Raw genomic sequence first — 21,521 nt, 5'->3', positions numbered from 1 at the left:
GTCGGGTGGCGGCCGCCTTGCCGGCCGCGGGGGTCGCCTCGCACGTGAACGACGTCGGCTCCAGACCTTGCCTGCGCATCTCGGCGCCGAAACTGTCCCGTGATCGCCCGACCGGACCGAATCCCTCGAGATCGCGGCTCCCCACGGCGTCATCGAGCAGTGTGATCCGGGAATGTCCCAAAGTGGTGAGGTGCCGTACCGCCGCCGCCAGGGTCTCCTCGAAGTTGATGTCAACGTACGTCAACGAGCTGGGATCCCGGGTGCGTCCAATCAGGGCAAACGGTGTCCCGGAAACCAGCAGCTCCTCCACACGCGGGTCGTCGAACTGGACCTCCATCAGGACCACCCCGTCCACCAGCCCGCTGGACGTGAGTTCAGTCGTCTGCCCGGCGTCGTTGCTGAGCGGCCAGAGCACCAGATTGTAGCCCAATTCCCTGGCCGCAGCCGCTGCACTGGTGAAAAACTGCACCACCGTTCCGCTGAAGGAGTGCTGCAACGCGGGAAACAGCAGGGCGATAATGCGCGTCCGCTTACTGGCCAGTGCACGCCCGACTACGTTGCGCCGGAATCCGAGCTCCTGCATCGCTGCCTCGACCTTGGCCCGCGTGGCGGGGGAGACCGGCTTGGTGTTGTTGATGGTGAAGGACACCGTGGCAATCGACACGTTGGCGTGGCGCGCAACGTCCTGCATGGTGGCCACAGAAACCATCCTTTGGGGTCGGGAAGGCGCTGGAGCCACGAACATAGCTCCAGTCACCTCCTCCAGTAAAGCGTTTAAATTATTCCTTGACAAGACGGATTGTGAACGGCCACACTCGTTCACAGACCAGATAGTTAAGCGTTTTACCGTGAGCTTGAACCCAACACCCCCGTAAGGCAAAGGAGCCCTCCATGAAGACAACCCGCCGGCTGACCACCATCGCCGCCATGGCCGCCATCGCACCGCTCACCCTCTCCGCATGCGGCGGGGGCGGCGGCAGCGCGGGTTCAAGCGGCGACGTCGACACCCTCACCGTGGTCGACTACTACAACAACGAACCCGACCAGACGCTCATCCAAGAAGCGATCGACCGCTGCGCCACCGAGCTGGAAGTCACCGTTGAACGCGAGACCGTACCGGGTAAGGATCTCATCCAGAAGGTGCTGCAGCGCGCGTCGTCACAGACCCTGCCCGACGTCCTGATGCTCGACAACCCCGACGTACAGGAGATCGCAGCGACCGGTGGCCTCTCACCGCTGAGCCAGTACGACGTCGATACCTCCGGTTTTGCGCAGGGCATGCTGGAGGCTGCCACCTACGAGGGCGAGGTCTACGGCCTCGCGCCGACCGCAAACACCCTCGGCATCTTCTACAACACCACCCTGCTCGAGGAAGCCGGCATCGAACCACCGCAGACCTGGGACGAGCTGACATCGGCAGCCGAGCAGCTCACCAGCGGCGACCAATACGGCATCGCGTTCTCCGGCATCGCCACCTACGAGGGCAGCTGGCAGTTCCTGCCGTTCATGTGGTCCAACGGCGGTGACGAAACCGATCTCACCAGCCCCGAAACGGCCGAGGCGCTCGCACTCTGGCAAGGCCTGGTCAGCAGCGGATCCGCCTCCGATGCCGTCATCAACTGGTCGCAGGCCGATGTGAAGGACCAGTTCGTTGCGGGCAAAGCAGCCATGATGGTCAACGGACCGTGGCAGATCCCAGCCCTGCAGGAGAACCCCGACGTGAAGTGGGGCTCGGTGCAGATTCCGGTCAATGAGGAGGGCCAAACATCGGTCGCCCCGCTGGGCGGTGAGGTCTGGACCGTTCCGGTAACCGGCGACGACGCAAAGCAGGCCAAGGCCGCCGAGTTTGTCGAGTGCATGAGCAACGACGAAAACCAGTTGGCGCTCGCCGAAGCCCGCTACACGGTCCCCACCAAGACCGTGCTCGCAGAGGAATACGTCACCCTCGTGCCGGAAATGGAGTCTTTCACGGAGCAGGTGGCAAACGCCCGGTCGCGCACCGGCCAGCTGGGTGAGGCGTGGCCCGAAGCTGCCACCGTCATCTACAACGCCATCCAGCTAGCGCTGACCGGCAAGGCCACCCCGGAGGAAGCCTTCGAGCAGGCATCGGCGGGATAGCGGAAGCGTGAGCCATACGCACCGTGTCTCCTGAAACGACGCCGGAAAGGACAGCTCGAATGGCACAGACGGACACCGCACACAAGGACACCGCACCGACGATGACGGCGGTAGCCTCCTCCGCCGAGGCCCCGCCCCGCGCACGACGACGGTTCTCCCGCGAGGCGGTAACGCGCCTGCTGTTCGTGGCGCCGGCGGCGCTCTACCTCCTGCTGTTCTTCGGCTACCCGGTGGTCAAGAACATCACCATGAGCCTGCAGGAGTACACCACCAAGACCTTCTTCACCGGTGAAGCACCGTGGGTTGGGTTCGCGAACTACGAGACGGTGCTGAACAGCAACCTGTTCTGGCCGTCCATGACCAACACCGCGCTGTTCACGATCGGCTCGATCGCCGGGCAGTTCATCATCGGGCTGGCGCTCGCTTGCTTCTTCAAGCGGCGCTTCCCGCTGAGCAACTTCCTGCGCGCGATGCTGCTGTTGCCGTGGCTGCTGCCGCTGATTGTCTCGAGCGCCACCTGGCGGTCAATTCTTGAGCAGGATTCCGGCATCCTGAACCAGTTTCTGGGCACCTTCGGAGTGGAGCCGGTGCCGTGGCTGACCAGCCCTGCGGTGGCGCTGATCGCCGTCGTCATGGTGAATATCTGGGTGGGCATTCCGTTCAACGTGACCATCCTCTACGGAGGTCTGCAGGACATCCCGGAGGAGCTGTATGAGGCGGGGGCGCTGGATGGCGCAACCGGCTGGAAGGCGTTCTGGAACATTACTCTGCCCAACCTGAAGCCGGTGATCAGCGTGGTGCTGGTGCTCGGCGTCGTCTAGACCATCAAGGTGCTGGACATCATCCTGGGCCTGACCAATGGCGGGCCGGCGAATGCCACGCAGACGCTGTCGATCCGGTCCTACCAGGAATCGTTTGTGAACTTCGAGTTTGGGGTGGGTGCGGCGTTCAGCAACATCCTGATCCTGATTTCGCTCGTGTTCGCCGTCATCTACCTCCGCGCCAACCGGCGTGCAGTCGACGAGTAAGGGGACAGCCGTGACTACTGTGGAAACCGCCGTCGTACCCGTCCCGGCACAACGCAACGCGGGCAGGCAACGCACCCGCTCCGCCGGTTACACGGCGCTGGGCGTTGTGTTCCTGGCCGTGATGCTGTTCCCCGTCTACTGGATGGTGAATGCGTCGCTGCAGCCCTCGGGCAATACACTGACCGCCAGTTTCTTCCCGTGGAATCCGAGTTTCGACGGGTACGCCCGGGCAATCGCGGAGCAGGGACCCAACCTGGTGACCAGCCTGATCGTCTCGCTCGGCACCGTAGTGTTCAGTCTCGCAGTGGCGGCACCGGCAGCGTACGCGCTGGCGCAGTTCCGGTTCCGCTGGGTGAACATCGCGCTGCTGGCGATCCTGATTTCGCAGATGATTCCGGGGATTGTGATCGCGAATGCGCTGTACGCGGCGTACAACGACTTGGGGCTGCTCAACAGCATTCCCGGGCTGATCCTCGCCGATTCCACGCATGCCATTCCGTTTGTCATCCTCATTATGCGGGCGTTCATGATCGGGATTCCCACCTCGATTGTGGAGGCGGCGAGGGTGGACGGTGCCGGGCTGGTGCGGGCGTTCGTGTCGATTGTGCTGCCGATCAGCCGGAACTCGCTGATCACCGCGGGCCTGTTCGCGTTCCTGTTTTCCTGGAGCGACTTCCTGTTTGCGCTGACGCTCACCACCACCGAGGAGATCCGGCCGGTGACGCTGGGCATCTACCAGTACCTTGGCACGCAGGTGTCCAACTGGAGCGCTGTCATGGCGACCGCTGTCCTGTCCTCCGTGCCGGCGATCGCGCTGTTGATCCTGGCCCAGAAATACATTGCGGCCGGCGCAACCGGCGGGGCCGTCAAATAATGCTTCTCCCGAAAGTTAGGAAGACACCATGAACAACACCCAACCGCTGCGGGTCCTCGTCTGGGGCGAGAACCGGCACGAGAAGGAACAGCCCGAGGTTGCCGCGATCTACCCCGACGGCATGCACAACACCATCCGCGAGGGGATCGAGGAGAACCTGGGCCAGCGCGTGCAGGTAAGCACCACCACCCTCGACGAGCCCGAACATGGACTCACCGAGGACGTGCTGCGGAACACTGACGTGCTGGTGTGGTGGGGCCATGCCGCGCATGGGGAGGTGGCGGATAGCGTCGTTGAGCGCGTCCACCGGCATGTGCTGGCGGGGATGGGGCTGCTGGTGCTGCACTCGGGCCATTGGTCCAAGATTTTCGGGAAGCTGATGGGCACCTCGTGCACGCTGCGGTGGCGGTCCGAGCGGGACCGGGAGATTGTGTGGACGGTGAACCCGAGCCACCCGATTGCGCAGGGCGTGCCGCACCCGTTCATCATCCCGGAGCAGGAGATGTACGGGGAGTTCTTCGACATTCCGGCGCCGGATGCGCTGGTGTTCCTCAGCACGTTCAGCGGCGGTGAGGTGTTCCGCAGTGGCTGCACGTTCAAGCGCGGGTTCGGAAAGATCTTCTTCTTCAGTCCGGGGGACCAGGAATACCCGGTCTACCACCACAAGGATGTGCGCCGGGTGATCGCCAACGGGGTGGAGTGGGCGAAGACACTGCGGCCGGAGCGCACCGATCCGGTGCTGTTGCGCTACGAGGCCGAGGACTTCTACACCGGTCACGGTTACCAGGGAGCGATGAGCAATTGATCTCTTTCAAGACTGTTGAGACTGCCGGGCCGCTGCGGGTGGTGCAGGTGGGTGCCGGGGGCATGGGCAAGGCGTGGATCCGGACGCTGCAGGCGAACGACGACGTCGAACTGGTCGGCATCGTTGACCTGAACCTGGGTGCCGCTCGGGCTGCGGTGGAGGAGTTCGGTCTGTCCGTCGCGCTGGGCACCTCTGTGTCGGAGGTGGCGGCGGCGACCGGTGCGCACGCCGTCGTTAATGTGACGGTGCCGGCGGCGCATCATCCGGTGAATGTTGAGGCGATGTTCGCCGGGTTGCCGGTGTTGTGTGAGAAGCCGGTGGCGCCCACCGTGGCGGAGGGGTTGTCGCTGGCTGCTGCGGCGGAGGTGAGTGGGCAGTTGCTGATGATCAGCCAGTCGCGGAGGTACTTTCACGGGCTGACGCAGCTGAAGGCGCTGACTGCTGAGTTGGGCGACATCGGTGTGGTGACGACAGAGTTCTTCAAGGCGCCGCATTTTGGTGGATTCCGGGAGGAGATGGCGCATGTGCTGCTGGTGGATATGGCGATCCACCAGTTTGATGCGGTCCGGTTTCTGCTGGATCAGGATCCGGTGTCGGTGTATTGCGAGGAATTCAATCCGTCCTGGAGTTGGTACGACGGCGCTGCTGCCGCCACCGCGGTGTTCCAGCTGAGCGGCGGTGCCCGGTATGTGTATACGGGCAGCTGGTGTGCTGATGGGTTGGAGACGTCGTGGAACGGGTCGTGGCGGGTGAACGGTGCGGGCGGGTCGGCGGCCTGGGATGGTGCGGGGGTGCCTGCTGCGGAACTTTCGTCTGGCGTTTCTTCTGCTGCGCCCGTGTCGCATGAGGAGGAGATCGGGGGGGCTCTTGCCGAGTTTGTTTCGGCGTTGCGGTCCGGTGATGTCCCGTCGGGGGAGGTGCACTCGAATGTGTTGAGCCTGGCGATGGTGGAGGCGGCAGTGCAGTCGGCTTCGTCGGGTCAGCGGGTGCTGATCGATGACGTTGTTGAGGATGCGTACCGTGTTGCTGTGACGTCGGAGCGGCGTGCCGATGTGCGGGCCGCGCTGGGGTCCTGGGGGTCCGGGCGTGCGAGGGTCGGGGAGCAGACGTCGGTGCCGGTGCAATCGGTGTAGGTACTCATCGGGAGTCGACGGCTACCCTCCGGCTTCGAGAAGACGATCGAAGCTCGAAATGCCAAGATCCGGCGGTGTCATCACGATGAAGATTCTGGTGGTCACGATCGGTTCCGGTTGGTGCTGCGCCGGTTTTCCCTTCACCTGAACGGTTTTCCTGGGTGCAGCCGTTTTCGTTCGCTGCGCGCGCAGTTCCAGCCCCGGGACGCCGTTGACGAGCAGCGGGCGTGTTCGTCCGCCTTCGATCAGTGCGCGCAGGCTGGACGCGGTCAACTGGTCACTGGAGTTTCCGGTGACGCCGAGAATGGTGCCGTTGAGCGAGTCGAGCAGGTCGCGGAAGAAGGCCTTTTGCTTCGACGCTTCCCCGCCAACGCCGGCCCAAGTGATCAGGACGCCGATGATGATGGCGAACACGGTCGCGGGCACGCCGCCTCGCAGCGGCGGAATGAAAATCATGAGAATCACGGCCAGGATGTAGCCGGCAATGACGCCTCCGATGAGCATGCTGCACCCGCCTTTGGCGGGGCGACCGTTCCACTGTTCGGAGGTGAAGGATACGAGGAGCTTCTGTTCCGGTTGGCTTGAGTGCATGGTCAGTCTCCCTTTACTTCGAGGAGCGCTTCCGCGAGAGCGATCGCCTCGCGAGCGTCATTGAGTTCGCTGCGCAGATCCGGGTCACTGGCTTCGCCGAGGGAAGCGTCCGGGGTGCCGGCGAGGTCGGTCATGGCCTTGCGGAGATTTTCCCTGTCGGCGCTGAGCCTGCGCGATGATTCGAGCTTGAGTTTGCTTCGGTCGAGATCGCGCTGGGATCGGTCGATCTCGTCGTAGCGATGTCGGACTACGGCCAGTCGTTCGCCGATTCGTTCGGTGCGCTTTCGGAACATCGATTCCATGTTCCGTGCGATGTCCTGCAGGTCGCTGAGTGACTTGTAGGACCCTGCTGTTCCGGTGTGGCCTGCGAGCAATCCGTCAAGCCGGTTCCTGCGCTGTTCCCATTCGCGGAGACCGGTGTGATGCTTCTGATACAGCCAGTTCACGAGCTCGAGACTGTTATTCAGGGCCTGGCGCCGACGTTCGAGTTTACTGGAGGCCGCGTCGAGCCGCTGGATGAACTCGGTGTAATTGTCCACAGCTGCTCTTTCGCCGGTTGGTGCCCTCGAGATCAGTTCTACCCGCTGCCTCCGACAATTTCGAGAGACGGAGGCTGGGAAACCGGCGGCTGCAGAGACAGGAACATCGACGCATCCTGCGAAGCCACTAACTGTTCTGGTATGAACGGTTTGTTAGAGCCTCGACCGCATCCCACGGTGCTGACGGTGTGACCCTAAGTTCAATACCGTTCAGTTAAGTGTTTGAATTTGGATGTGTGGGTCGTGTCGCGGTTGCGGCCAATTGGTGTGGTGCGCGCGTTTCGCCGCCCATTTGAGGACCTTGCGTTTGACCACGCGCGGGTTTGACCGCTTTCGGCGGGCGGGATTGAGACGATTGGCCAGCCTGCGGATCGCTTGACGCCAGGCAGTCTCTGCCCGGTCAGGGTGTTGAGGGGGAAAAAGCGCCCTGCGCGGTTGATCGGCGGGCGATGCGGAGGGCCGCGATGAAGGAAACCCGGTCCGGGTCGCGGCCGGCATGGGCGGCCGTGTCGGCCATCAGGGTGCGGATCGCGTAATGGCAGCAGAGATGTCCCCAGATCTCCTGCTGGACGAGGTCGGGGGATTTGGACCGCAGCACGGCCCGGGGCCCGCGCTGGTGGGTTTTCAGCTCGTCAAAAGTGTTCTCGATCTCCCACCGTTCGCCATAAACGGCCGCGAGGTCGACGGCGCTGGCGACGTCCGGATCGAGGATCGTCGTCAGCAGCCGGTACTGCTCCGGGTTGCCACGGCCGTCATCGATCGTGTAATCGATCACCCGCACAAGCAGGGGCTCGGTGCTCTGGCGGTTCGGCCCGGACGTTGGCACGATCCGCGCCAGCCAGGAGCCGTCCTTGAGGGTCTCCAGGTACTTCGGCCGGAGATTCGACTTCACCCTCCAGAGCAGGTCCGCGCCGGTGCCTGCGGCCTGCTTCCAGAGGTGGAACCCGTAGAAGCCGCGGTCGTTGAGCACGAGCATCCCCGGCTTCAGGCGAACGACCAGATCCCGGGCCATCTGAACCTCGGACGTTCGGCTGGGGCCGGCCTCAGCATCCAGGACCGCGTGAGTGCCGCACTCCGCCAACGCGACCACGCGGGCCTGCGGGAACGCGGACTTCTCACCACGGCTCGAGCCCGGCCGGCCAAAGAACTCCTCATTCGCCGGCGTGTCGGCCAAATCCAGGACCGTCCCGTCGACCGCGACCAGACGCCTGCCTGCCAACCAGGACCCCGGCGTGTCCGGCCCGGCCAAGGGCCGGACCACCCGCTGAAACAGGTCCCGCACGGGCTCGAACCCGAGCCGGGCCCTGGCCTGGAAAATCGCCGACTTCGACGGCGGAGACCACTCTTCCGCCCATCCCGAAGACCACGACAACCCGTCCGTCAGCTGTTCGAAAACGTCCTCATACGAGCCCTCGGAATGCAATGCCATCCCGATCGAGAAGTACGCCATCACCCCAGCCGGCAACGCCCGATTCCGAACCTCCGTGCGCCCAGCCGCAGCGATCACCTCATCGACGACGCCCGCACCCTAACTGAACGGTATTGAGGCTAAGCCTGTCCCGAAGAAGCGCTAAGCCTGTCCAAAAACCTGGCGCATGAAGCGGAGATGCTCCGCTTGCTGGGCCGCCCCGCCGTTTTCATGCCCGTTGTAGGGAAAGACGTTCATTTCCTTGGGGCCGGCATAGTGGTTGTATGCGGCGTAGACGCAGGACGGCGGGCACACGTCGTCGAGCAGTCCCACTGAGAACAGCGCCGGCATGGTACAGCGCGGCGCGAAGTTGGTGCCGTCGAAGTAGCCCAACGTCCGGAATGTCTCGTCTTCACGGCCGCGTTGGACACCAAGGTAACGCACCAGTTCCGCATACGGGGCGGTGTTGACTATTTCCGTCGCCCGCCGGACATGGGACAGGAACGGCACATCGATGATTGCGGCCAGGGGCGGCTGGTCAAGGACGGTGGGACTGAGTGCGGCAGCGGCAAGGGCAATACCGCCGCCCTGGCTGCCGCCGGAGAGCATCAGCCGGGCGGGGTCCACGAATGGGTGTGCCTGCGCGGTCTGCACCGCACGCACGGCGTCGGTGAATAACCGTCGGTAGTAATACGTCTCGGGGGAATCGATGCCGAGGGTCAGGTGTCCGCCAAAGTGCGGCCCACCCACGCCCGGATCCGGGGTGTCCCCGCTGCGGTGGCCGGCACCCTGGCCGCGGAGATCCATGACAAAGTGCGCGACGCCGGCGCTCGGGAGGGCGGTCCACTCACCGAGCAGGCTGCGGCCGCCGCCGTAACCGATGTAGGTGACCACTGTGGGAAGCGGCCCGGTGGCAGAGCGGGGACGGAGCATCCAGGCTTTGATGGGGTGGCCGCCGTAGCCCGCAAAAGTGACATCCTCCGTGACCAGTTCGGTGTACCCGGCGGTTATCTCATCGAAGCGGGCATCCAACTCGAAGGACGCAGCCTCGGAGAGCGTCCTCTTCCAGAAGGAGTCGAAGTCCGCTGGCTCTACTCGCTCCGGAAGGTAACGTTCGAGGGAGGTCAGCGGTAGATCGAACTGCGGCATGGGCACATCCTTTGCATCGTTGTAACCCACCTGAGGCCCGCGAGAGGAAAGCATTCCAGATCACACTATTACACAAACGCTAGCCCGAGGAATCCTCTCAAGAGGTCCGGCTGAGCCCGAGTTGATTATTGAGACGATTCAATTTGTGCTGACCGCGAAGTGGCAGGACTGGTCCAAGACCGTACAGGTCTGCCAGGATCTCGCCGTCCGTATGGTTCGGGGAGAGGAGTAGCAATTGGTGCTGAAGTTCAGGAACCTGGACATGTCCCCGGAGGCGCCGGTAGAGCAATGGGGTTTCGAAGGCCTGCTTACCGCCCTCGAGCGTGGAAACATCGAGCATTGGCGACGCGTCTCCCGCGCCCTGGATGGTGATCCGCGGGGTAAGGTCGCGGCGGAGCTTGCCGAAGTAGTCGAAGCACTGGAGGACAATGCAATTGCGAACCTGTTCAGCCGCCTCGCCGGTGAGGCTGTCGGGCGATCCGAACAAGCGGAAAAGGATGCGGTGGCTGCAGAGCTGCGCCGATATTTCGCTGCCAGCGGGTTGAAGCGCTCAGAGTTTGCCCGGCGGCTGGGAAGTTCACCGTCACGCCTGTCTACCTACTTGAACGGCAAGGTCACTCCGTCTGCGGTTCTGCTGATACGGGCCCGCTCTCTTGCGGACCGGGTACCCGGCTAAGCTCGAATTTTCCTCGGTAGATCTTCACCCGGGAAGGGCGATGCGGTGAGGATTGGCCAGCAGGTCGGCGAACGCCAGCTCTGCGGCTCCGATGAGGACCAGATCCGCCCCGAGGGCAGCACGCTCGATCCGGACCTCCCGGCCCAACCCTCCGATAGGTTGCTCCCGCACGGCGCCCAGCAGCCGCTCCGGCGCAGCGTCAAACAGCAGACCGAGGAAGCCGCCCAGAACTATCACTTCCGGGTTGAAAACGTTGATGAGGTCACTGGCCGCCACCGCGAGGAAATCGAGTTGCCGCTCCACCTCCTTGCGCGCTGCAAGAGATAAGTTCCCCGATAAAGCCCGCTCGAGCTCGTCGGGACTGGCACGTCCCACATCCAATGCTTCCTGCAACCGCTCCAGGCTGACTTCGGTTTCGAGGCAGCCGGTGCGCCCGCAGTAGCAGGGCGAGCCCACACTGTTGACCAGCACGTGACCAAGCTCGCCGGCATATCCGGATGCCCCGCGCAGCGGAAGCCCTGCCGCAACCACGCCCCCACCAATTCCGCTCGCGCTTCCGTTCAGGTAGATCGCATGGAAGGCATCGCTTGCAGCCCCGTAGGTACTCTCGGCCAAAGACCCGAGTGAGGCATCATTGGCGGCTTTGACGTCCATCCCCAGCGCTTTGGCGAAGCGGGATGCCACCGGCTCATCACTCCACTTCAGGTGTGGGGCAGTCAGGACGTGGCCATCCAGGGTGCGCACCAGGCCTGGGATGGCAAGCCCGACGCCGGCAATCAGGCTTGGGCGGTTGGCCTCCGTCTGCATTCCCTCGACAATCGCCTTGGTGATGTTTACCGCTTCCGCCACGGAGGGAACATTCACAGCGTCGTAGCGCACCTTCCGCTTCACTTGGCCGCCCAGTCCCACCAAAGCCACTGTGACCGCGTCGACGTCGGGGTTCACCGCAATGGCGGTCACCTGCTCGTTCGCGTGGACCAGGGGGCTGGGCCGTCCCACCCGTCCGGCCTCGGGAGCTTCGGTTTCGTAGGCAAGGTCCAGTGCAGTGAGTTCCGCGACGAGGGCGCCGATGGTGGACCGGGTCAGTCCGGTCAGCCTGGTGAGGTGGGCTCTGGTCTGCGGACCGGTCCTGTGTAGGGCTGTCAGGAGCGTGGAGAGATTGCTCCTGCGGAGGCTTTCCGATCCGCTTGCCCGGTCCGGACGGTTCATGCGGACCCCCTCTGGGCTCGTCGGATCGGTGTATAAGTTTTCAGAAACAACATACCATTTCCCTGCATTTCCTGACTTCAGGGGATTGACTCTCGTGGGTTTATCGCTATATGTTGTTGACGCAAACATATTATTTTTGACTCAGTGCGGAGCACACCATGACACTCACACCCACAGCGTCCGACCGCTTCACGTTTGGTCTCTGGACCGTAGGCTGGACCGGAAACGATCCCTTTGGCGTGGCCACCAGGTCACCGCTCGACCCGGTAGAAGCAGTGCATCAGCTCAGCGGGATCGGCGCCTACGGCATCACGTTTCACGACAATGACCTGATTCCCTTCGATGCCAGCGCGCAGGAGCGCAAAACCATCCTGACCGACTTCGGGAAAGCACTGGATGCCACCGGGTTGAAAGTACCCATGGTCACCACCAACCTGTTCAGCCACCCGGTCTTCAAAGACGGCGGCTTCACCAGCAATGACCGCTCTATCCGGCGGTACGCGCTGCGGAAAGTGCTGGCCAACATCGATCTTGCCGCCGAGCTCGGTGCCGAGACCTTTGTCATGTGGGGCGGGCGCGAAGGTGCTGAGTATGACGGCTCCAAGGATTTCGCCGCGGCGCTGGACCGGATGAAGGAGGGCGTGGACACAGCAGCCGCCTACATCAAGGACAAGGGTTACGGCCTTCGCCTGGCATTGGAGCCCAAGCCCAACGAGCCGCGCGGAGACATCTTCCTTCCGACCGTGGGCCATGCACTTGCCTTCATCGCCGAGCTTGAGCACGGAGACATTGTTGGCGTCAACCCTGAAACCGGTCACGAGCAGATGGCCGGACTCAACTTCAACCACGGGATTGCGCAGGCACTGTGGGCAGGAAAGCTCTTCCACATTGACCTCAACGGACAGAAGTCCATCAAGTATGACCAGGACCTCGTGTTTGGTCACGGGGATCTGACCAGCGCGTTCTTTACGGTGGACCTGCTGGAGAACGGATTTCCCAACGGTGGCCCAAAGTATGACGGCCCCCGCCACTTCGACTACAAGCCCTCACGCACCGACGGGTATGACGGAGTGTGGGAATCGGCCAAGGCGAACATGTCCATGTACCTGCTGCTCAAGGAACGCGCGCTCGCCTTCCGGGCCGATGCAGAGGTGCAGGAGGCACTCAAGGTGTCCGGCGTCATCGAACTCGGCGAGCCCACGTTGGCTGCAGGTGAGACAACCGCGGATCTGCTGGCGGACACTTCTGCGTTCGAGGACTTCGACGCCAATGCCGCGGGTGAGCGTTCATTCGCTTTTGTCCGGCTGAACCAGCTGGCTATGGAGCACCTGCTGGGCGCCCGCGGCTAGCGGTCTGGCTCGCCTGGAAACTGCCCTTGATTGCAGGCCTGCTGTTTAAAACGGCGGGCCTGCAATCAAGGGCAGTTTGTGTGAAAGCGCGGATCAGGAGACGACGACGGCGTGCGCCTCGCCGCCGCGAACGGTCACCTCAAACGCCTTAACGCTGCCGTCGGGTGAGGGAACCCGCACAATGCTGCGTTGGCCCTCCTCTGCGGCGAAGGCATTGAAGTTCATCTCCGAGGCCCAGTTGTACTCAGGCCGATCAGAGACCGTGCCCCATGGAAGCACTGCGCCCGGCCGCACATAGACTGCGGCCTCCATCGCGGTGAAGGTGCGGATGTGCCAGCGGGGTCCGCTCTGACGGGCAGCTTGCCTGGGGCACTTTCCGGGGCTGTCCGGCTGGTGCTTGAGGGCCGGTCACGGTCTCGGAATTTATGCAGCCGTAACTGGCGGCGCGGACGGCATCTCTATGCCGGCCGCGTTGTGAAGGTCTTCACGCCGGAGGACTGCCAAGCGGACAGCAGCTTGGTGTCGTCGGAGGCTGCCACGGCGTTCGGGTCACCGCCCACCGACAGGCCGGCCGCGCAGTGGACGGCGTCGTAGCCTCTCAGTGAGTGCATTCCAGCAAGGTCCGACGCGTGCCGCATGAGCGAGTCATCGAGGGCGATAACGGCAAAGCTGTCCCAGTATGATTCCAGCTCAACAAGTACGGAACGCAGCTGATCGGATGTAATTCGCTGAAGCCGGTGCGCTTGATGCAGTGCTGCTGCGGTCTCAACGAACAGGAGTCTGGTCGACACGGGGGTATCTGAAACATCCCAGAGTCTTCGACTTGCGGCCGACCCGGGTTCCTTGACCAAAAGCGGGACAAATGCTGACGAGTCCCAGTAGACGATCATCCTCGTTGTGTGGATATGAGGTCGCTGATCGAGGCTCCAACATCCAACGGCTCCCCGGCCTTCCGCTTTGGTTTGCTTGACGGTGTGACGGCGCCTTCAGCGATCAGCTTGTCCAGTGTCCCTTCGCCCTCAAGAGGCACTAGCCGGGCTACGGGCTTGCCGTGTTCAGTGATGGTGATCGACTTTCCATCTCTCGCCTCGGCAATGTGCCGACTGAGGTGGTCCTTCAGTTCCCTGATTCCTATGCTCACAACAGCTCCAATTTGTGGCTACATTGCATCTCTAATTGTACCCTGACTACATGGTCCGGCTGGCCCCCTGTACAGAAAACTGCCCTGACACGCAGGGCTGGTGTTTCGGAACGTCGAGTCTGCGCTCCGCGGCAGTGTCTGTTCCATCCTCTTCCGGGCGGGTTATCCACATAGCGCATCTTTCCCACTACAACGCACGACGGCGCCACACACTTGAGTGATGACCTCGCCTGCCTGGCTCACGGATCGTAAGATCCTGTGGCTCACAGCCACTTTAAAAGACCGCGGACTCACCGACAGAAACATCCAGTCGCTGGTCAGGTCGGGACAGCTCATTCGGCTGCGCAGGGGATGCTATTTCCATAGCAAGTATTGGAACAAGCTCTCCGCAGAGGCTAAAGCGCCACATATGCTGTACGCACACAGGCACTCGACGGCGGCCCGCGGGGTGTGGGACAGGACCTACAGCCACACTTCGGCGGCCCGTGTGCACAAGCTCCATCTGTGGGAGGTTGACTCCCTCGTTCACATCACCTCCGTGTCGAACGTTTCCGACTCCAGCAACGCAGGGCATGTGCGGAATTACAGCGCGCTCTTGCAGCCTTTCGAGGTGATCCGCAAAGCCGGGCTTCGGGTCACGAGCGTGGAAAGGACTGTGGTGGATTGCGCCAGAATCATGCCGCACAAGCAAGCGCTGGTCATTGCTGAGCATGCGTTGTGGACCGGAGCAGACAGGTCGGTCATGCTGAAAATCATCAGCAGCCTGACCGGGCACAAGGGTGTTCATCGTGCCCGGAAGGTCGTTGCGAACGCGAGCGCACTTTCCGAGTCGCCGGGAGAAACTCTTGCGCTCAATGTCATACGGTCAATGCGTCTGCCTATGCCCGTGCAGCAGTGGGCAGTGTCCACCCGGCATGGCGCACACCGCCTGGATTTCGCCTGGCCGGAACAGAAAGAAGAAATCCACGCGCGCATCTTGACGGTTCCCCGGGTAGCGCTCGAGTTTGACGGGAGAACCAAGTACTTCTATTACGCGCCAACCGACGAGGTGCTCTTTCAGGAGCGGAGGCGTAAAAAGGCCCTGACGGAGGAAGGCTAGACGTTTATCCGCATCGAATGGAAGGACCTCTTCGACGAGGCGGGTCTCAAGGGACGCATCCTCGCTGCGCTGCGCAGGGCCGATGGCCGGCTTGCTGCCTGACGGGCTGCGTAGCACTCCCCAGAAACTGCCCGGAGTTGCAGGCCCGACGTTTCGAACCGGCGAACCTGAACCTCCGGGCATTTTCTGTGCCGAGGACGGTTGACGGCCACCACACCCTTCCCCTACTATTTCATTAGACAGAAACTTACTTCCACAATACGGAATCATAAACGGAAGCCGAGAACCACAATGACGTACACCGTGAACTGCTCCATACTCCTCACCGAACTGCCCCTGTTGGAACGCCCGGCCGCAGCGAAGAAGGCGGGCTTTGACGCCGTCGAGTTTTGGTGGCCCTTCGCCACCTCAACGCCGACGGAAGCTGAGATCGCCGAGTTCGAGAAAGCCATCACCGACGCCGGTGTCCAGCTCACCGGTCTCAACTTCAACGCCGGCGACATGCCCGGCGGGGACCGCGGTTTGGTGTCCTGGCCGGAACGCAGCGATGAGTTCCGGGCCAACATCCCCGTGGTAGCCGGCATCGGGGAACGCCTGGGCTGCAAGGCCTTCAACGCGCTGTACGGCAACCGGATTGAAGGCGTCAGCGCAGCGGACCAGGACGCCGTCGCCGTCGAAAACCTGGTTCTCGCCGCGGAAGCCGTTGCTCCAATACAAGGAACTGTCCTTCTGGAACCCGTCAGCGGCGCGGAAAAGTATCCATTGAAGACAGCCCAGGATGCGCTGAACGTCATCCAGAAAACAGGGAAAAGCAACATCAAGCTGCTCGCGGATTTCTATCACCTGGCGGTCAACGGCGACGACGTCCCAAGCGTTATCGAGAACCATGCCAAGGACTTTGGCCACATCCAGATCGCCGACGCACCAGGCCGCGGAGCCCCCGGCAGCGGCGAGTTGCCCCTCGGTGACTGGATCGCCCGCAGCCGCGAACTCGGCTACGACGGTCCAGTTGGCCTCGAATACAAGACCGCTCGCGAGGAAGCATTCGCCTGGGCCATCCGCCAGCCAGCTGGCCGCTAAGCACCACTCACCCCATCGAGTGTGCAGAAATGACGCCTTTTCTGATGGAAAACGGTTATTTCTGCTCACTCGATGACAAATTAACCTAAGGAACAGCACAATGACAAACGTTGCAGTCATCGGACTCGGGATCATGGGCCTGCCCATGGCTATCAACCTGGTCAAGGCCGGCCACGCCGTCACCGGCTTCAACCGCAGCAAAGACAAAATGGACAAGCTCGCTGCGGAAGGCGGTAAAGCAGCCGCCAGCATCGCCGACGCAGTCAAGGATGCCGACGTCGTCATCACCATGGTGCCCGACTCGCCGGACGTTGAGGGTGTGGTGCGCGGGGACGACGGCGTTTTCGCCCACGCGAAAAAGGGTACTTTGTGGATCGACGCCAGCAGCATCCGCCCGGACGTGGCCGCGGAGCTCGCCACTCAGGCGCTTGAAGCGGGCATCAGGCCGCTCGACGCACCCGTATCCGGCGGCGAGCAGGGCGCGATCGACGGCGTCCTCTCGATCATGGTCGGCGGAACAAAGGAAGACTTCGAAGCAGCCGAGGAAATTCTCAACGTCGTGGGCAAAACAGTTGTCCTCGTGGGCCCTTCCGGCTCTGGCCAGACCGTCAAGGCCGCCAACCAGCTGATTGTCGCCGTCAACATCGGCGTCCTGTCCGAAGCAATCGTCTTCCTTGAGGCCTACGGCGTGGACACCGACGCCGCCCTCAAGGTCCTTGGCGGCGGACTCGCCGGCTCCAAGGTGCTCGACCAGAAGGGTCAGAAGATGCTCGACCGCAACTTCGACCCCGGCTTCCGACTAGCTCTCCACCACAAAGACCTCGGCATTGTCACCTCAGCCGCACGCGAAGCTGGCGTCGCCACCCCACTGGGTGCCGTCGTCGCGCAGTTGGTTGCCTCACTCGTCAACACGGGTGATGGCGGACTGGACCACTCCGGCCTCTTCAAGCTGATCAACCAGCTGTCCGGCAAATAAACAGACTTTCAAAGGAAAACATCATGCCTAAAATGCGCGCTGTTGACGCAGCCGTTGCCATCCTGGAGAAGGAGGGCGCCACCACGGCGTTCGGCCTGCCCGGAGCAGCCATCAATCCCTTTTACTCCGCGATGCGGACCCACGGCGGCATCCACCACATTCTGGCCCGCCACGTTGAGGGTGCCTCTCACATGGCCGAGGGGTTCACCCGGGCCAAGGAGGGCAACATCGGTATCTGTATCGGTACGTCCGGCCCCGCCGGCACGGACATGATCACCGGGCTCTACTCAGCCTGGGCGGATTCGATCCCCATCCTCTGCATCACCGGCCAGGCTCCCGTGGCCAAGCTGCACAAGGAAGACTTCCAGGCGGTGGACATCGCCTCGATCGCCGCGCCCGTCACCAAGATGGCCGTCACCGTGATGGAAGCCGGCCAGGTGCCAGGCACGTTCCAGAAAGCGTTCCACGAAATGCGCACCGGACGCCCCGGGCCCGTGCTCATCGACCTGCCGATTGACGTGCAGCAGACCATGATCGAGTTCGATCCCGATACCTATGAGCCGCTGCAGGTCCACAAGCCGGCGGCCACGCGCAGGCAGTTGGAAAAGGCGCTGGACATGCTCATCGCAGCCGAGCGTCCTGTAATCATCGCCGGCGGCGGCATCATCAACGCGAACGCGTCCGATCAGTTGGTTGAGCTGGCTGAACTGCTGAACATCCCCGTGATTCCCACACTGATGGGCTGGGGATCCATCCCGGATGACCACGAGCTGATGGCCGGGATGGTTGGATTGCAGACCTCGCACCGCTACGGCAACGCGACCATGCTGGAATCCGACGTCGTCATTGGCATCGGCAACCGCTGGGCTAACCGCCACACCGGCGCCCTGGATGTGTACACCAAGGGCCGCAAGTTCATCCATATCGACATTGAGCCCACCCAGATTGGCCGTGTGTTCGCGCCGGACTTCGGGATAGTGTCCGACGCCGGTGTAGCCCTGAGCGGGCTGGTTGAGATTGCGCGTGAACGCCAGCAAACCCAGGGCCTGCCGGACTGGAATGCCTGGGTGAAGGACTGCGCGCAGCGGAAGTCCACCATGCAGCGCAAGACCAACTTTGACCACGTTCCGGTGAAGCCGCAGCGTGTGTACCAGGAGATGAATCGGGCCTTTGGCCGGGACACCCGCTACGTGTCCACCATTGGCCTGTCGCAGATTGCCGGCGCACAGTTCCTGCACGTGTACGAGCCGCGCAACTGGATCAACTGCGGTCAGGCCGGGCCGTTGGGCTGGACCCTGCCCGCAGCCCTGGGCGCCGTTCAGGCGGATCCTACTTCGACCGTCGTCGCACTCTCCGGTGACTATGATTTCCAGTTCATGATTGAAGAGCTCGCCGTGGGCGCGCAGTTCCAGCTGCCGTACATCCATGTGGTGGTGAACAACTCGTACCTGGGCCTGATCCGTCAGGCGCAGCGCGGGTTCGAGATGGATTACCACGTGTCGCTGGCCTTCGAGAACGTGAACGCACCAGAGCTGGACGGCTACGGCGTGGACCACATCAAGGTTGCCGAAGGGCTGGGCTGCAAGGCCATCCGCGTCCGCGAGGCCGATGACCTGCAGGACGCCTTCGAGAAGGCCCGCGCCCTCATGCAGGAATACCGGGTTCCTGTGGTGGTTGAAGTGATCCTGGAGCGGGTTACCAACATCTCGATGGGTGCAGCCGGCATCGACGCGATCAACGAGTTCGAAGACCTGGCCGAATCAGCCGACGACGCCCCCACCGCGATCTCTCTGCTGGTCTAATAAGTTCATGCGCATTGTCATAGCACCCGACAAGTTCAAGGGTTCGCTCTCCGCACCGGAAGTTGCTGCTCATCTGGAAACCGGTCTGTTGAGCATCAACGGCGGGCTGACCATTGACAAGGCGCCGGTGGCCGACGGCGGCGAGGGAACCCTCGATGCCGCCGTCGCCGCCGGATTCGCCATCCACGTCACCTCGGTTGCCGGGCCCACCGGTGATCAGCTTGAGGCACCGATCGCAATCCGCGGATCGCAGGCTGTCATTGAGATGGCGCTCGCCTCGGGGCTGGCGGTTCTTCCAGGTGGCCGGCCGGCCGCCCGCGATGCCACGAGCCTGGGCACGGGCCAGCTCATCCGGTTTGCACTGGACCGCGGGTGCACCGACATTATGCTCGGGGTTGGGGGCAGCGCCAATACCGACGGCGGCGCGGGCATGCTTGCCGGATTGGGTGCGGCATTGCTTGACGACAACGGCAGGGAGCTTCCGCACGGTGGTGCAGCTCTTGCCCAGCTCGCCTGGATTGATCTCTCGGGACTGGATCCGCGGCTGGCGACGGCTTCCTTTACGCTCGCGTCCGACGTCGACAATCCTCTTCTGGGTGCCAGCGGCGCCGCTGCGGTCTTCGGGCCGCAGAAGGGGGCAACGCCCGACGACGTCGCGGAACTGGATACTGCGCTTGCCCGGTTTGTGGGGGTTTTGGCCAAGGAGACCGGACCACGGGCCGAGTCGATGGCTTCGGCTCCTGGATCCGGCGCTGCCGGTGGTGTTGGATACGCAGCCCTCGCGGTGCTGAACGCGCAGCGGCGCCCGGGTATCGACGTCGTGCTTGAACTGACCGGCCTAGCTGAGAAGCTGCGCGGCGCCGACATGGTGATCACCGGTGAGGGCAGTCTCGACGAACAAAGCCTTGGCGGCAAGACGCCGCTGGGGGTGGCGCAGGCCGCGGCAGCCGCCGGTGTGCCGGTGATTGTGGTGTGCGGGCGGACAGTGCTGAGCGCGGCTCAGCTGGCGGCCGCCGGCTTCGAAATAACCTACGCACTGACGGACCTGGAGCCGGACGTGGACAAGTGCATCGCCAATGCAGGCGTGCTGCTGGGACAGGTTGGACAACAGATCGCCGCCCACATTGGAGTGGGTCTGAGCGTTGGATTGAGTGGAGGAAAGTAATGAGTGAGCAGACATTTGACCTGGTAATCCGCGGCGAGCGGATCATGACGACGGCGGGAATCGCTTCGCGCGAAATCGGCGTCCGCGACGGCGTCATCGTGGCAATGGAGCCGCTCGGCAATGGGCTGGACGGTGCACAGATCATTGAGCTGGCGCCGGATGAGACATTGATTCCTGGGCTGGTGGATTCCCATGTGCACGTCAATGAGCCGGGACGCACCGAGTGGGAGGGCTTTGCCTCAGCGACGAAGGCGGCCGCAGCCGGGGGAGTGACTACGATCATCGATATGCCGCTGAACAGCATTCCGCCGACGGTCAACGTGGATGCGCTGGCGCAGAAGCGTGCGGCTGCTGAAACGCAGGCATTTGTGGATGTGGGGTTCTGGGGCGGCGCCATCCCGGGGAACAAGGCCGATCTTAGGCCGTTGCACGATGAAGGCGTGTTCGGGTTCAAGTGTTTCCTGCTGCACTCGGGCGTGGATGAGTTCCCGCATCTCGAAGCCGATGAGATGGAGGACGACATGGCGGAGCTGAAGACCTTCGACTCGCTGATGATCGTCCATGCTGAGGATTCCCGGTCCATTGACCGTGCGCCGTCGGCGGAGGGAGACCAGTACTCACGGTTCCTTGCCTCCCGGCCCCGCGGCGCCGAGAACGTGGCGATCGCCGAGGTCATTGAACGGGCACGCTGGACGGGTACGCGTGCGCACATACTGCACTTGTCGTCGTCGGACGCGTTGCCGATGATCGCGTCAGCCAAGCGCGACGGGGTTCACCTCACCGTGGAGACCTGTCCGCATTACTTGACGCTGCTGTCGGAGGAGATCCCCAACGGCGCGACGGCGTTCAAGTGCTGCCCGCCCATCCGTGAGGCATCCAACCGGGAACTGCTGTGGCAGGGGCTGCAGGATGGGATCATCGACTGCATCGTGTCGGACCATTCGCCGTCGACCCTGGACCTGAAGGACCTGGAGAACGGCGACTTTGGGGTGGCGTGGGGCGGTGTCTCCTCACTGCAACTTGGATTATCCCTGATTTGGTCCGAGGCCAGGAAGCGTGACATTCCGCTGGAGCAGGTTGTGGAGTGGATGTCCGCGCGGCCGGCCGCACTGGCTCGCCTGCAGCGCAAAGGGCAGCTGGCGCTTGGGTACGACGCCGACTTCTCGATTTTCGCCGCCGACGACACCTTTGTGGTGGACGTCGCCAAGCTTCACCACAAGAACCCGATCTCGCCGTACGCCGGCAAGGCGCTCTCCGGCGTGGTGCGTTCAACCTACCTGCGCGGTGAGGTGCTGGACCTGGAAAAGCCGACGGGCCGCCTGATCCGCCGCGGCGCCGCGTAACTACACATCGACTCTCCCCAAACGGACCTTCTCAGA

General features: G+C 63.0%; 20 protein-coding genes and 2 pseudogenes. 13 read left to right on the top strand and 9 right to left on the bottom strand.

Annotated features, from left to right (window positions below):
• Nucleotides 1-691 (bottom strand): LacI family DNA-binding transcriptional regulator (locus tag Y708_RS22740; protein ID WP_253905681.1); only part of this gene is annotated, 691 nt, incomplete at its 3' end.
• Nucleotides 692-891: 200 nt separating this feature from the next.
• Between Y708_RS22740 and Y708_RS0104160 the strand changes: the two genes are divergently transcribed.
• From Y708_RS0104160 to Y708_RS0104140, 5 genes and pseudogenes are all read left to right on the top strand, one after another.
• Nucleotides 892-2,118 carry a sugar ABC transporter substrate-binding protein gene (locus Y708_RS0104160; protein WP_028278956.1) on the top strand — a complete coding sequence of 409 codons (1,227 nt, stop codon included), beginning with the start codon at nucleotides 892-894 and terminating at the stop codon, nucleotides 2,116-2,118.
• Between the two features lie 101 nt (nucleotides 2,119-2,219).
• Nucleotides 2,220-3,146, top strand: a pseudogene (locus Y708_RS22735) (sugar ABC transporter permease).
• 121 nt (nucleotides 3,147-3,267) lie between these two features.
• On the top strand, nucleotides 3,268-4,020 hold the full coding sequence (locus Y708_RS0104150) for a carbohydrate ABC transporter permease (protein WP_081746468.1): 753 nt from the start codon (nucleotides 3,268-3,270) through the stop codon (nucleotides 4,018-4,020).
• Nucleotides 4,021-4,048: 28 nt separating this feature from the next.
• Nucleotides 4,049-4,825 (top strand): ThuA domain-containing protein, encoded by a 777-nt coding sequence (locus tag Y708_RS0104145; RefSeq protein WP_028278954.1) that lies wholly within the window; start codon nucleotides 4,049-4,051, stop codon nucleotides 4,823-4,825.
• Nucleotides 4,822-5,958: a Gfo/Idh/MocA family protein gene (locus tag Y708_RS0104140; protein WP_275451099.1), complete on the top strand. Its 1,137-nt coding sequence runs from the start codon at nucleotides 4,822-4,824 to the stop codon at nucleotides 5,956-5,958. Before Y708_RS0104145 ends, Y708_RS0104140 begins: the two co-directional genes overlap by 4 nt.
• Nucleotides 5,959-5,979: 21 nt before the next feature.
• Here the strand turns inward: Y708_RS0104140 and Y708_RS0104135 are convergent, their stop codons facing one another.
• The 4 genes and pseudogenes from Y708_RS0104135 to Y708_RS0104120 all read right to left on the bottom strand — a co-directional run bounded on the left by Y708_RS0104135 (nucleotide 5,980) and on the right by Y708_RS0104120 (nucleotide 9,645).
• Nucleotides 5,980-6,549, bottom strand: coding sequence for a hypothetical protein (locus tag Y708_RS0104135; RefSeq protein WP_028278952.1), 570 nt, complete (start codon nucleotides 6,547-6,549; stop codon nucleotides 5,980-5,982).
• Nucleotides 6,550-6,551: 2 nt separating this feature from the next.
• The gene (locus Y708_RS0104130) at nucleotides 6,552-7,088 is read right to left on the bottom strand and encodes a hypothetical protein (protein WP_028278951.1); all 537 of its coding nucleotides are present in this window, start codon (nucleotides 7,086-7,088) and stop codon (nucleotides 6,552-6,554) included.
• A 400-nt stretch (nucleotides 7,089-7,488) separates the two neighbouring features.
• A pseudogene (locus Y708_RS0104125) lies at nucleotides 7,489-8,613 on the bottom strand (IS4 family transposase); the annotation flags it as partial.
• A gap of 45 nt (nucleotides 8,614-8,658) precedes the next feature.
• Nucleotides 8,659-9,645 carry an acetylxylan esterase gene (locus tag Y708_RS0104120; RefSeq protein WP_028278949.1) on the bottom strand — a complete coding sequence of 329 codons (987 nt, stop codon included), beginning with the start codon at nucleotides 9,643-9,645 and terminating at the stop codon, nucleotides 8,659-8,661.
• 238 nt (nucleotides 9,646-9,883) lie between these two features.
• On the opposite strand from Y708_RS0104120, the gene Y708_RS22730 reads away from it, so the two are divergent.
• A complete protein-coding gene (locus Y708_RS22730; protein WP_216699725.1) occupies nucleotides 9,884-10,321 on the top strand; it encodes a helix-turn-helix domain-containing protein in 438 nt (145 codons plus the stop codon).
• Between the two features lie 24 nt (nucleotides 10,322-10,345).
• Here Y708_RS22730 and Y708_RS0104105 read toward each other — a convergent pair whose 3' ends face one another.
• The gene (locus Y708_RS0104105) at nucleotides 10,346-11,530 is read right to left on the bottom strand and encodes an ROK family protein (RefSeq protein ID WP_028278948.1); all 1,185 of its coding nucleotides are present in this window, start codon (nucleotides 11,528-11,530) and stop codon (nucleotides 10,346-10,348) included.
• A 158-nt stretch (nucleotides 11,531-11,688) separates the two neighbouring features.
• Here Y708_RS0104105 and xylA point away from each other — a divergent pair, with 158 nt between their 5' ends.
• Nucleotides 11,689-12,879: a xylose isomerase gene (xylA, locus tag Y708_RS0104100; RefSeq protein WP_028278947.1), complete on the top strand. Its 1,191-nt coding sequence runs from the start codon at nucleotides 11,689-11,691 to the stop codon at nucleotides 12,877-12,879.
• Between the two features lie 93 nt (nucleotides 12,880-12,972).
• Here the strand turns inward: xylA and Y708_RS30320 are convergent, their stop codons facing one another.
• From Y708_RS30320 to Y708_RS0104085, 3 genes are all read right to left on the bottom strand, one after another.
• On the bottom strand, nucleotides 12,973-13,191 hold the full coding sequence (locus Y708_RS30320; RefSeq protein ID WP_028278946.1) for a hypothetical protein: 219 nt from the start codon (nucleotides 13,189-13,191) through the stop codon (nucleotides 12,973-12,975).
• 146 nt (nucleotides 13,192-13,337) lie between these two features.
• Entirely contained in the window at nucleotides 13,338-13,769 is a 432-nt protein-coding gene (locus Y708_RS0104090; protein WP_028278945.1) for a type II toxin-antitoxin system VapC family toxin, read from the bottom strand.
• The gene (locus tag Y708_RS0104085) at nucleotides 13,766-14,020 is read right to left on the bottom strand and encodes a type II toxin-antitoxin system Phd/YefM family antitoxin (RefSeq protein ID WP_028278944.1); all 255 of its coding nucleotides are present in this window, start codon (nucleotides 14,018-14,020) and stop codon (nucleotides 13,766-13,768) included. Before Y708_RS0104085 ends, Y708_RS0104090 begins: the two co-directional genes overlap by 4 nt.
• Nucleotides 14,021-14,429: 409 nt before the next feature.
• Between Y708_RS0104085 and Y708_RS22725 the strand changes: the two genes are divergently transcribed.
• The 6 genes from Y708_RS22725 to allB all read left to right on the top strand — a co-directional run bounded on the left by Y708_RS22725 (nucleotide 14,430) and on the right by allB (nucleotide 21,485).
• Nucleotides 14,430-15,119: a hypothetical protein gene (locus Y708_RS22725; RefSeq protein WP_155853676.1), complete on the top strand. Its 690-nt coding sequence runs from the start codon at nucleotides 14,430-14,432 to the stop codon at nucleotides 15,117-15,119.
• 291 nt (nucleotides 15,120-15,410) lie between these two features.
• Nucleotides 15,411-16,199 carry a hydroxypyruvate isomerase family protein gene (locus Y708_RS0104075; protein WP_028278943.1) on the top strand — a complete coding sequence of 263 codons (789 nt, stop codon included), beginning with the start codon at nucleotides 15,411-15,413 and terminating at the stop codon, nucleotides 16,197-16,199.
• Between the two features lie 100 nt (nucleotides 16,200-16,299).
• Entirely contained in the window at nucleotides 16,300-17,175 is an 876-nt protein-coding gene (locus Y708_RS0104070; RefSeq protein ID WP_028278942.1) for a 2-hydroxy-3-oxopropionate reductase, read from the top strand.
• A 23-nt stretch (nucleotides 17,176-17,198) separates the two neighbouring features.
• Nucleotides 17,199-18,977, top strand: a complete 1,779-nt coding sequence (gcl, locus tag Y708_RS0104065) for a glyoxylate carboligase (protein ID WP_028278941.1) — start codon at nucleotides 17,199-17,201, stop codon at nucleotides 18,975-18,977.
• A gap of 7 nt (nucleotides 18,978-18,984) precedes the next feature.
• Nucleotides 18,985-20,142 carry a glycerate kinase gene (locus tag Y708_RS22720; RefSeq protein ID WP_035775222.1) on the top strand — a complete coding sequence of 386 codons (1,158 nt, stop codon included), beginning with the start codon at nucleotides 18,985-18,987 and terminating at the stop codon, nucleotides 20,140-20,142.
• Nucleotides 20,142-21,485 carry an allantoinase AllB gene (gene allB, locus Y708_RS0104055; RefSeq protein WP_028278940.1) on the top strand — a complete coding sequence of 448 codons (1,344 nt, stop codon included), beginning with the start codon at nucleotides 20,142-20,144 and terminating at the stop codon, nucleotides 21,483-21,485. The genes Y708_RS22720 and allB overlap by 1 nt, the downstream gene beginning before the upstream one ends.
• Nucleotides 21,486-21,521: the final 36 nt, after the last annotated feature.

It is taken from the genome of Arthrobacter sp. H5 (genome assembly GCF_000520595.1).
In the GTDB taxonomy this organism is placed as follows: Bacteria; Actinomycetota; Actinomycetes; order Actinomycetales; family Micrococcaceae; genus Arthrobacter_D.
This window is presented reverse-complemented; position numbering and strand designations above follow the sequence as displayed.